Genomic DNA, 9,780 nt, shown 5'->3' with positions numbered 1-9,780 from the left:
AGCGCAGCAGCTTCATCAGCTCGCCGACCTCGAGGATCGGCCGGCGCCAGTTCTCGGTCGAGAAGCCGAACAGCGTCAGATAGCCGACATCCAGCGCGATGGCGGCATCGATCGTCCGCTGCACGGCATGGACGCCCTGGCGGTGGCCGATGGCGCGCGGCAGGCCGCGGCCGGTCGCCCAACGGCCGTTGCCGTCCATGATGATCGCGACATGGAGCGCGGGCTGATCCTCGGCCTTGGGGGCGAAACGGTGCATCCCGGTGCTCAGACCTGGAGGATTTCTTTTTCCTTCTGCGCCGCCGCTTCGTCGATCTCGCGGATGCGGGCGTCGGTCAGGCCTTGGATCTTGTCGGCCAGGCGCTTGTGCTCGTCCTCGGAGATCTCGTGATCCTTCTCGGCCCGCTTCAGCGCGTCCATGCCGTCGCGGCGGACATTGCGCACTGCGACACGGGCGGCCTCGGCGTACTTGCCGGCGACCTTGGTCAGCTCGCGCCGGCGCTCCTCGCTCAGCTCCGGCAGCGGCACGCGGATGGTCTGGCCCTCGGTCTGCGGGTTCAGGCCCAGGCCGGAATCACGGATCGCCTTCTCCACCGCCTTGACCGAGCTGCGGTCCCAGACCGTCACGGTCAGCATGCGAGGCTCCGGCACGCCGATGGTGCCGACCTGGTTCAGCGGCATCTGGGCGCCGTAGACGTCGACCGTGATCGGCTCGAGCAGGCTGATGCTGGCGCGGCCGGTGCGTAGACCGGCAAGATCCTTGCGCAGGGACTCCAGAGCACCCGCCATGCGGCGGGAGATGTCGTCGAGATCGGCTTTGGCCACGCTCAGCCCTCCTCGGTCACGATGGTGTAGCGTCCCTGCCCCGCGACCACCTCCGCAAACGCGCCATGCTCGTTGATGGAGAAGACCAGGATCGGGATCTTGTTTTCACGGGCCAGCGAGATCGCCGCATGATCCATGACGCGGAGATCTTTTGCCAGCACATCCATGTAGGTCAAGCGGTCGAAGCGCTTGGCCCCTTCGACCCGCAGCGGGTCGGCGTCGTAGACGCCGTCGACCTGCTTGCCCATGAGCAGGGCATCGCAGCCCATCTCGGAGGCGCGCAGCGCGGCGCCGGTGTCGGTGGTGAAGAACGGGTTGCCGGTGCCGGACACGAAGATGACGACGCGGCCCTTCTCCATGTGCCGGATCGCCCGGCGCCGGATATAGGGCTCGCACACCGTCTGCATCGGGATGGCCGAGACCACGCGGGTGTGCAGGCCCTTGTGCTCGCAGGCGCTCTGCAGCGCCAGGCCGTTCATCACCGTGGCCAGCATGCCCATGTAGTCGGCGGTCGCCCGCTCGATGCCGGAGGCGGCGCCGCTCATGCCGCGGAAGATGTTGCCGCCGCCGACCACCATGCAGATCTCGACGCCGAGGGCGTGGACCTGGGCGACATCATCGGCGATGCGCTCCACCATCTTCGGGTCGATGCCGTAATCCTGGTCGCCCATCAGAGCTTCCCCGGAAATCTTCAACAGCACCCGTCGATACTGGGCCGCCTTCGCCATGTCGCTCCACTCCCTCAGCGCCGCCAATCTGTTCTTGCGTTCGGCTCAGCGGCCGAGCGTGGCCGCCACTTCGGCCGCGAAGTCGCCCTGCTCCTTCTCGATGCCCTCACCGAGCACGAAGCGGACGAAGCCGGTCACGGTGACCGGGGCGCCGGCATCCTTGGCCGCAGCCTCGATCGCCGCGCGGACCTTGGTCTCGCCGTCCAGCACCCAGACCTGCTCGTGCAGCACCACTTCCTCGTAGTACTTGCGGATCCGGCCTTCGACCATCTTCTCGATGATCGCCTCGGGCTTGCCGCTGGCACGGGCCTGCTCGACCAGGACGGCGCGCTCGCGCTCCAGGTTCGCGGCGTCGACATCGGCGATGTGCAACGCGTCCGGCCGGGCCGCCGCGATGTGCATCGCGACCTGCTTGCCGAAAGCCTCCAGCTTGGCCTTGTCACCGGTCGACTCCACCGCCACCAGCACGCCGATCTTGCCAAGGCCGGCCGACACCGGGCTGTGCACATAGGCGGCAACGACGCCGTTCGACACCGACAGGGCGGCGCTGCGGCGCAGGCTGATGTTCTCACCGATGGTGGCGACCATCTGGGTCACCTCCTCGCCGGCGGTGCGGCCGGTACCGGGATAGGCGCTGGCGGCCAGCGCCGCGACATCGCCATTCGCCTGCAGGGCGAGGCCGGCCAGGGTCGAGACGAGACCCTGGAACTTGTCGTTGCGCGACACGAAGTCGGTCTCGGAATTGACCTCGACCAGCGCGCCCCGGTTGCCTTCGACGGCGGCGCCGACCAAGCCCTCGGCGGCGACGCGGCCGGCCTTCTTGGCGGCGGCGGCCAGGCCCTTCTTGCGCAGCCAGTCGACCGCGGCTTCCAGGTCGCCGCCGGCCTCGTTGAGCGCCTTCTTGCAATCCATCATGCCGGCGCCGGTCTTCTCACGAAGCTCCTTCACCAGCGCTGCCGTGATCTCCGCCATATCGTCCTCGCATCCGGTTCGTTCGGCGCCGCGCCCTTGCGGTCGCAGGCGCCCTCATCGACAGAAAGGGGCGGCTTTCTGGGCCGCCCCTGGTTCGCTCTCGGCTCAGGCGGCCGGCTGTTCCGCCTCGCCGCCGGTCTCGGCCGGCGGCGGCAGCTCCTCCTCGACCGGCGCCTCCTCCAGCGCGCCCACATCGGCGCCGCTGGCGGTCATCTCGGCCTGGATGCCGGCGATGACGGCGCCGGAGAACAGCTCGCAGTAGAGCTCGATCGCGCGCAGCGCGTCATCGTTGCCCGGCACCGGGAAGGTGATGCCGTCGGGGCTGGAGTTGCTGTCCAGCACGGCCACGACCGGGATGCCGAGCTTGGCGGCTTCCAGGACCGCGATCGATTCCTTGTTGGTGTCGATGATCACCAGGATGTCGGGCAGGCCGCCCATGTCCCGGATGCCGCCCAGCGCCTTCTCGAGCTTGTCGCGCTCGCGGGTGAGGGTCAGCTGCTCCTTCTTGGTCAGGCCCTGCGCGCCCTGGTTCAGCTGCTCGTCCATCTCCTTCAGACGGCGGATCGACTGCGACACCGTCTTCCAGTTGGTCAGCATGCCGCCGAGCCAGCGATGGTTGACGAAGTACTGGCCGCAGCGCTTGGCCGCATCGGCGATCTGGTCCTGTGCCTGGCGCTTGGTGCCGACGAACAGGACGCGGCCGCCATTGGCGACGACCTCACGGACGGCGTCGAGCGCGCGGTGCAGCAGCGGCACGGTCTGCTCGAGATCGATGATGTGCACGCCGTTGCGCACGCCGAAGATGTACGGGGCCATCTTCGGGTTCCAGCGGCGGGTGTGGTGGCCGAAATGCGCGCCCGCTTCCAGGAGCTGGCGCATGGTGAAGGTCGGCGTAGCCATGGTCGGAAGGTCCTTTTTCCGGTTGTTCCGCCGCGGGCTTTGCCCCTCGCCGCACCGCGGATTGCGGATATGGCGAAAAGCACCGGAGCGACCGAGCCACTGCCGTGGCAGGCCGCGATGCCCGCGTGTGGGATTGACGACGGCGCGGTTGATACGCCCTGCGCCCGCGAAATGCAAGCCGGGCGATCGGTTGCCCGGCCGACACGGCTCAGAGACCGTTTGGAAATGCGCTGGCGTGGGTCGGCTGGCGGTGGTTTCGAGAACCGGAGCGCAGCGGACGTTAAAGTCCGTGAGCACCGGAAGCTTCGAGTCCGCCGTCAGACGGCCTCGCCAGTAGCATTTGCAGACGGTCTCTAGGCGCTGCGGCGGTCGGTCCAGACGAACCGCGAGCGGTAGCGCTGCGCCCGGCGGGCGCGGTGCTCGGCCAAATCGTCGACCGGCACGACCGGTTGGGCCGGCGCGGCGGCTGCGGCCGGCTCGTCCCAGCGGGCGACGAGCTTGCCGGTCTCCGCATCGCGGGTCCAGCGCAGCAGGACCTTGTCCCCGTCCCGGATCGGGTCGTGGCGCAGGTCACGGTTGCGGAAGCGCGGGAGGGCGGCCAGCGCCTCGGCCCGCGGGGAGATCACGGCGCCCAGCGCCAGGCGCAGGCGGCGATCGAAGCAGGAGAGAAAAGCGAGGTTCATCGTTCGCTCCGTATCCCGCACGCGGCGGAAACGGGGCGAACGGCGCTCCGACCCTAGGTCCGGCTCACGCCATCCACCCGGCCGACGCCGAGTGCGATCCAGTGATGTTCCGGTGACGTCACCGCGGCCCGATCGGCCTCGGCGACGCCACGACTAGGGTGGTCGTCCATCTGTCTCTCGTTGTGAGATTGGCGCCGGGCGGGCCTGAGCTCGCTCGGCGTCATCGGCCATGTATGCCTGCGCTCCCTCGGAGTCAAGGCCAAAGCGAATGCCGCGGAATGCCTGGGCCGGAGCGGCTTTGCGCGCTGCCTGGACCGATCGTTCCAGCCTCCGGCCGCAGCCGGAGTCGCCGATTCCTGGCCCATGGCCCAAGATCCAGTGGAACGAAGATGCGGGTCGGCTCCATTGTTCCTCCTGCAGGCCTGTTGCAGACGGCCGCACTGGGCCGGCCGGTCGGGCGGGATGCCCGGTCGCCCGCAACCTGGCAGGAGGGCGCTGATGCGCATCCTCTTTCCCTTCGCGGCCGCGCTCGCACTCGCCGCCGGCAGCGCGGCCGCCCATGGACCGGCGGCATGGATCCAGAACGGTCAGTACCGCAACCTGTCCGGCACGCATGAGCAATGCTGCGGCCCCCGTGACTGCGCCGCCTTCGCGTCCCGCGATGTCCAGGTGCGCCCCGACGGGTATATGATCCGGCCCCTGTCGATGCTGATACTGACCGACCAAGCCCAGTTCAGCGAAGACCAGAACTATTGGCTGTGCCGCAAGCCCGACGGCTCGATGCGCTGCTTCTTCATCCCGAACGTCGGCGCCTGAGGCAGGCCGGCCAGGAGGAGGCCGATGACGCTGCTCTCCACAGATCCCCGTTACAGCATTACCGCCGCCGGCATCACGGCCCTGCTCCTCCTCGCGGCCGCGGCCGAAGCCCAGGCGGCGCTGCCGCCTTATTGGCAGCGCCTGCGGGAGCTCCAGGCGATCCTGGACAGCAACGAGCTGGCCGAGAAGCTGCAGGGGCACCCGATCGACCGGATCGAGCGGCCGGCCGACGACCTGTACCGGATCCAGGCCGGCCCCTGCACGCTCGACATCCGCATCGTCGACGACCCCGCCGCCAGCACCAAACCGGCAATGCCGGGCCCGCGCAGCTTCCATATCGATTCCGGCAAAGCCGCCTGCCGCTGATCCTGGAACCGGCGCGGCGCCCGCCGTGTTGGCCAGCTTTGGCAACGAGGCTTGCGGCCATGCACGCCTATTCCGTCCGCATCAACCCCGACCGCCGCCGGGATCCGCTCTGGCGCACCGTCGATCCCGAGAACGGCGCCGACTTCGTCAAGGACATGGTGGTGTTCGCGGAGAGCGCCGAGGATGCGTGCCGCTACCTGGACGCGACCCTCCTGGCGACCGGCTTCTCGCTCGACAAGCCGGCCCTGCAGGAGACCGGATCGCCCTGGCGCGACCCTGGCCTGGTCCAGATCGCCCCGGCGCCCGAATTCGACCCGCTGGCGCGGACGGCCGGGCCCAACCATGTGGCCCGGCGCGAGGGCCTGCTCAGCAACTCGAAGCGCGACCCGCTCTAACCTTCAGGCCGGGAAGAAGGTGGCCTTGTACTGCTCGCGCAGGGCCGCCTTCTGCACCTTGCCCATGGCGTTGCGCGGAATCTCCGCCACCACGAACACCGCCTTGGGCTGCTTGAAGCGGGCCAGCTGGTCCTGCAGCGCGGCCTGGACCGCGGCCGGGTCGAGTGGCACGGCGCCCGGCCGCATCTTCACGACGGCGGCCACCGCCTCGCCGAAATCCGGATGCGGCAGGCCGATCACCGCCGATTCCTCGACGCCCGGGATGGCGTCGATCAGGCTCTCGACCTCCTTCGGATAGACGTTGAATCCGCCGGTGATGATCAGGTCCTTGGCCCGGCCGACGATCGAGACATAGCCGCGATCGTCCACCACCCCGACATCGCCGGTGATGAAGAAGCCGTCGGCCCGGAACTCGGCGGCGGTCTTCTCCGGCATCCGCCAATAGCCCTTGAACACGTTCGGGCCCTTGACCTCGATCACGCCGATCTCGCCCTGCGGCAGCGGCTTCGCATCCTCGCCGACCACCCGCAACGACACGCCGGGCAGCGGGAGGCCGACCGTCCCCGCCCGCCGCTCGCCGTCGAGCGGGTTCGAGGTGTTCATGTTGGTCTCGGTCATGCCGTAGCGCTCGAGGATGGTGTGCCCCGTGCGCTGGCGGAACTGCTCGAAGGTGTCGGCCAGCAGCGGCGCCGAGCCGGAGATGAACAGCCGCATGTGCGCACATGCCTCGGCGGTGAGACCGGGCTGCTCCAGCAACCGGGTATAGAAGGTCGGCACCCCCATCATCACACTGGCCCTGGGCAAGAGGCGCAGCACCTCCGCACCGTCGAACTTCGGCAGGAACAGCATGGTCGCGCCGGCCAGCAAGGCGCAGTTGGTGGCGACGAACAGGCCGTGGGTGTGGAAGATCGGCAGGGCGTGCAGCAGCACGTCGTCCGGCCGGAAGCCCCAGTAATCGTGCAGGGTCAGGGCGTTCGACAGCAGGTTGTCATGGCTGAGCATCGCCCCCTTGGACCGGCCGGTGGTGCCGGAGGTGTAGAGGATCGCGGCCAGGTCGTCGGGCTCGCGCGGCAGCGTCTCGAACCCGTCCGGCTCCTGCGCCGCGGCCTCGGCCAGGGTCCCCTCCCCGGCCGCGCACAGCGTCAGCACCGCCTTCGCACCGGCCGGCCGAGCCACCGCCTCGATCTCCTCCAGCCGCGCCGGCTGGCACACCGCCAGCGCCGGCTCGGCATCGCCGGCGAAATAGGCCACCTCGCCCTTGGTGTAGGCGGTGTTGAGCGGCAGGTAGACAGCGCCGGCGCGCAGGCAGCCGAGATAGAGCGCCACCACCGCCGGCGACTTGTCGACCTGTACCATCACCCGGTCGCCCGGCGCCACGCCCAGCCGCCGCAGCAGGTTGGCGTAGCGGCCGCTGGCGGCCTCCAGCTCCGCATAGGAGATGCGGCCGCCATCGGCGAGCGCCAGCGCCGGCTTAGACCGGTCGGCGGGAAAGCGGGCGGACAGGGCGTGGTAGAGGTTGGTCATGCGGCTCGACGGGTCAGAGATAGGGCTTCAGCTGGCGCGCCACCGCGCGGCTCGTCGCCACCTTGCCGGCATTGACGAAGGCCTCGTGGTTCCGCTCCAGCTCCGCCGGATCATAGAGGTAGTTGACCAGAAGTCCCCAGCCCTGCTCCAGCCCCTTCGGCGAGATATCGCCGGCCCAGTTCAGCCGCTCCAGCCGGGCTCCGTTGCCGAGATGGAAGCGCGCCACCGGGTCGACCAGCCGCCCATTCGGCCGCAGCTCGGCCGCGAGGTAACGGGCGCAGAGGCCGGTCAGCGCCGCCTTCCGGGTCCTGTCCGCCCCCACCGCCTCGAGCCCGCCCGCCGCCAGGGCCGGCAGCAGGTCGGCCGCCGCGTCCCGCACCGCCGCGACCTCGTGCTGCGGCGCCGCCGTCTCCAGCCAGCGCCGGAAGCCCGGGATCGGCGACAGGGTCGAGAAGGTCGTGAGGTTCGGCAGGGTCTGCTGCAGGTCGGCCACCACCTGCTTCAGCAGGAAGCTGCCGAAGGAGATGCCGCGCAGCCCCTTCTGGGTGTTGGTGATCGAGTAGAAGATGGCCGTGTCCGCCGCGGCCGGGTCGCCGACCGGCGCCTTGGGATCCAGGAGCGGCGCCACCTCCCCCGCCAGGCCGCGCACCAGCGCCACCTGGACGAAGATCACCGGCTCGTTCGGCAGCGCCGGGTGGAAGAAGGCATAGCAGCGCCGGTCCTCGGCCAAGCGTCGGCGCAGGAACTCCCAGCCCGGGATGGCGTGCACCGCTTCGTACTGGATCAGCTTCTCCAGGATGATCGCCGGCGTCTCCCAGGTGATCCGCCGCAGTTCCAGGAAGCCGCCGGAGAACCAGTCGGTCAGCACGTGCTTCAGGTCGGCATCCACGATCTGCAGCTCCGGATTCCCGTCGGCGAGGTCGAGCGCGTCGGCGCGCAGCCGGATCACGAACTCCGTGCCTTCGGGCAGCATGTTGATGCGGCGCAGCAGCTCGCGCCGCGGCGGCTCAGCCACCTCGGCCAAGGCCAGGGCGCCGGTCGCGCTAGGGTCGGCGACGAAGGCGCGCGCGGCCGCCGCGATCGCCGCGTGGTCAGGCCCGAAATCGCGCGCCAGCATGGTGAAGAAGGCCTCGCGCCCGGCCGCGTCCAGGCCGCGATAGAGCGCCACCAGTTCGCGCGCCAGGGCGATGCCCGACGCCTCGCCGCGCTCGGACAGCAGCGCGCGGCAGAGCCCGAGCGGGTCCTGCGGCCAGGCCCGGCCGCGGCCGAAGGCGAAGAGCTCGAGGCCGCGATCGGCGATCGAGTTGAAGAGGTCGGCGATCTGCATCAGGCGCCCGTTCCGCTGCCACCAGACCCGGTCAGGCTAGTGCGCTTCGCGCCTGCGCGACAATCGCGCCTGGCGCATGCCGGCGATCCCGCAAAGAAGAAGGGCGGCGCCGTCGGCGCCGCCCCCTTCTCCCGATCGATCCGGTGTCAGTTGCGCCGGCTGATGACCACCAGCGAGGCGGCGGACACTGCCAGGCTCTGCACGATCGAGCCGACATCCTTGACCAGCCGGTACAGGTCGAACGGGTTCAGGTCGCGCGGCACGATGATGACCGAGCCGGGCGGCACCCTGACCGAGCTGTAGCTCCAGGACGACAGGTCGAGCGGCTGCGCCTGGCCGTTCGGCATGATCACGAAGGCGCGGCCGGTATCCGCAGCCTCGGTCGTGCCGCCGGCGAAGTTGACATAGTCGTCGGCGGTCAGCTTGCCATCATACTGGACCGTGCCCGGGTTGAGCACCTCGCCCGAGACGGTGACGAACAGCGGCCGCTTCGGCACGAAGAGCTGGTCGCCCGTGTCCAAGGTGAAGTCGAGCTCCGGCTTGGCGGCCAGCACCGTGGGGTCGGCCTCGATCACCACGCGGCCGGCGGCCGGGATGCTCTTCAGCTCCGAGATCAGGCTCTGGATCGCCGGCAGCGCCGCGGTCGCGCTCTTGGCGCTGTCGTCGCCGCTGGTCTGCTGGACCAGCTGGGGCAACCCGGCCTGGATCTCGCGGGCGGTCCGCTCATACCCCTGCTGCTGCTGCTGTCGCACGGCCTCGCGGGTGAACACCGCGCCATAGGGGAAGGCCTGGTTGGTGTAGCCGCCCGAACGCTGGATCAGCTGCAGCAGCGTCTCGCCGCGCCGGATCACATAGCGGCCGGGATGGGTGAACTCGCCGGCCAGCGTCACCGTCCCGTCCTCGCGCAGCTGCGGGCTCTGCGGGATGCGGACGCTGTCGCCCGGGTTCAGCTTGATCGAGGCGGTGGTGGCGCCGAGGCTCTGCACCGACCGCCAGGCCCCGGCGACGTTGGATGGCGACAGGGTCGAGAAATAGCCGACCTCAATGGCCCGGCGATCAGCCTCGACCGTGGTGCCGCCGGCGATGTCGAGCACGGTGGCGAGCGAGGTGCCCGGGATGATCGGATAGCTGCCCGGCACCCGCACCTGGCCGTCGAGCGCGACCACGTGCTCGATCACGAAGGGCAGCAGGTCCGGAATATCGTCGAATCTAAACGTTGTAAAAGATCTGGGTTCGCAATATAAGCC

12 protein-coding genes are annotated in these 9,780 nt (G+C 69.6%); 3 read left to right on the top strand and 9 right to left on the bottom strand.

The window, feature by feature from the left end; translation table 11 throughout:
• The 6 genes from ABDW35_RS24365 to ABDW35_RS24340 form a co-directional block, all read right to left on the bottom strand.
• A partial coding sequence (locus ABDW35_RS24365; RefSeq protein WP_343716456.1) for an undecaprenyl diphosphate synthase family protein occupies nt 1-256 on the bottom strand: 256 nt, incomplete at its 3' end.
• An 8-nt stretch (nt 257-264) separates the two neighbouring features.
• Nucleotides 265-786, bottom strand: coding sequence for a ribosome recycling factor (gene frr, locus ABDW35_RS24360; protein ID WP_343716457.1), 522 nt, complete (start codon nt 784-786; stop codon nt 265-267).
• Nucleotides 787-824: 38 nt separating this feature from the next.
• The gene (gene pyrH, locus ABDW35_RS24355; protein ID WP_034840559.1) at nt 825-1,550 is read right to left on the bottom strand and encodes a UMP kinase; all 726 of its coding nucleotides are present in this window, start codon (nt 1,548-1,550) and stop codon (nt 825-827) included.
• A 45-nt stretch (nt 1,551-1,595) separates the two neighbouring features.
• Nucleotides 1,596-2,522 (bottom strand): translation elongation factor Ts, encoded by a 927-nt coding sequence (gene tsf, locus ABDW35_RS24350; protein WP_343716455.1) that lies wholly within the window; start codon nt 2,520-2,522, stop codon nt 1,596-1,598.
• A 105-nt stretch (nt 2,523-2,627) separates the two neighbouring features.
• Entirely contained in the window at nt 2,628-3,422 is a 795-nt protein-coding gene (gene rpsB, locus ABDW35_RS24345) for a 30S ribosomal protein S2 (RefSeq protein ID WP_343716454.1), read from the bottom strand.
• 353 nt (nt 3,423-3,775) lie between these two features.
• Nucleotides 3,776-4,105 carry a hypothetical protein gene (locus tag ABDW35_RS24340; protein WP_343716453.1) on the bottom strand — a complete coding sequence of 110 codons (330 nt, stop codon included), beginning with the start codon at nt 4,103-4,105 and terminating at the stop codon, nt 3,776-3,778.
• A gap of 498 nt (nt 4,106-4,603) precedes the next feature.
• Between ABDW35_RS24340 and ABDW35_RS24335 the strand changes: the two genes are divergently transcribed.
• The 3 genes from ABDW35_RS24335 to ABDW35_RS24325 are packed head-to-tail and all read left to right on the top strand — an operon-like array spanning nt 4,604 to nt 5,682.
• Complete coding sequence (locus ABDW35_RS24335; RefSeq protein WP_343716452.1) at nt 4,604-4,921, top strand: hypothetical protein; 318 nt, start codon at nt 4,604-4,606, stop codon at nt 4,919-4,921.
• A 24-nt stretch (nt 4,922-4,945) separates the two neighbouring features.
• Complete coding sequence (locus ABDW35_RS24330) at nt 4,946-5,287, top strand: hypothetical protein (RefSeq protein WP_343716451.1); 342 nt, start codon at nt 4,946-4,948, stop codon at nt 5,285-5,287.
• 59 nt (nt 5,288-5,346) lie between these two features.
• Nucleotides 5,347-5,682, top strand: a complete 336-nt coding sequence (locus ABDW35_RS24325) for a hypothetical protein (protein WP_343716450.1) — start codon at nt 5,347-5,349, stop codon at nt 5,680-5,682.
• Nucleotides 5,683-5,685: 3 nt separating this feature from the next.
• Here the strand turns inward: ABDW35_RS24325 and ABDW35_RS24320 are convergent, their stop codons facing one another.
• The 3 genes from ABDW35_RS24320 to ABDW35_RS24310 form a co-directional block, all read right to left on the bottom strand.
• On the bottom strand, nt 5,686-7,206 hold the full coding sequence (locus ABDW35_RS24320; RefSeq protein WP_343716449.1) for a malonyl-CoA synthase: 1,521 nt from the start codon (nt 7,204-7,206) through the stop codon (nt 5,686-5,688).
• A gap of 13 nt (nt 7,207-7,219) precedes the next feature.
• On the bottom strand, nt 7,220-8,533 hold the full coding sequence (locus tag ABDW35_RS24315) for a malonyl-CoA decarboxylase (RefSeq protein ID WP_343716448.1): 1,314 nt from the start codon (nt 8,531-8,533) through the stop codon (nt 7,220-7,222).
• Between the two features lie 146 nt (nt 8,534-8,679).
• Nucleotides 8,680-9,711, bottom strand: a complete 1,032-nt coding sequence (locus ABDW35_RS24310) for an SLBB domain-containing protein (RefSeq protein WP_343716447.1) — start codon at nt 9,709-9,711, stop codon at nt 8,680-8,682.
• Nucleotides 9,712-9,780 lie beyond the last annotated feature (69 nt).

Source organism: Inquilinus sp., from assembly GCF_039594555.1.
GTDB lineage: Bacteria > Pseudomonadota > Alphaproteobacteria > DSM-16000 > Inquilinaceae > Inquilinus.
Note: the sequence above shows the minus strand (reverse complement) of the source record. Positions and strands in the feature narration are given on the sequence as shown.

Bases quoted from the DNA above. Each gene is read 5' to 3' on its own strand.
- pyrH (WP_034840559.1), bottom strand. From the start codon at position 1,550: ATGGCGAAGGCGGCCCAGTATCGACGGGTGCTGTTGAAGATTTCCGGG.
- ABDW35_RS24315 (WP_343716448.1), bottom strand. From the start codon at position 8,533: ATGCAGATCGCCGACCTCTTCAACTCGATCGCCGATCGCGGCCTCGAG.
- ABDW35_RS24340 (WP_343716453.1), bottom strand. From the start codon at position 4,105: ATGAACCTCGCTTTTCTCTCCTGCTTCGATCGCCGCCTGCGCCTGGCG.
- tsf (WP_343716455.1), bottom strand. From the start codon at position 2,522: ATGGCGGAGATCACGGCAGCGCTGGTGAAGGAGCTTCGTGAGAAGACC.
- ABDW35_RS24330 (WP_343716451.1), top strand. From the start codon at position 4,946: ATGACGCTGCTCTCCACAGATCCCCGTTACAGCATTACCGCCGCCGGC.
- rpsB (WP_343716454.1), bottom strand. From the start codon at position 3,422: ATGGCTACGCCGACCTTCACCATGCGCCAGCTCCTGGAAGCGGGCGCG.
- ABDW35_RS24325 (WP_343716450.1), top strand. From the start codon at position 5,347: ATGCACGCCTATTCCGTCCGCATCAACCCCGACCGCCGCCGGGATCCG.
- ABDW35_RS24320 (WP_343716449.1), bottom strand. From the start codon at position 7,206: ATGACCAACCTCTACCACGCCCTGTCCGCCCGCTTTCCCGCCGACCGG.
- ABDW35_RS24335 (WP_343716452.1), top strand. From the start codon at position 4,604: ATGCGCATCCTCTTTCCCTTCGCGGCCGCGCTCGCACTCGCCGCCGGC.
- frr (WP_343716457.1), bottom strand. From the start codon at position 786: ATGGCGGGTGCTCTGGAGTCCCTGCGCAAGGATCTTGCCGGTCTACGC.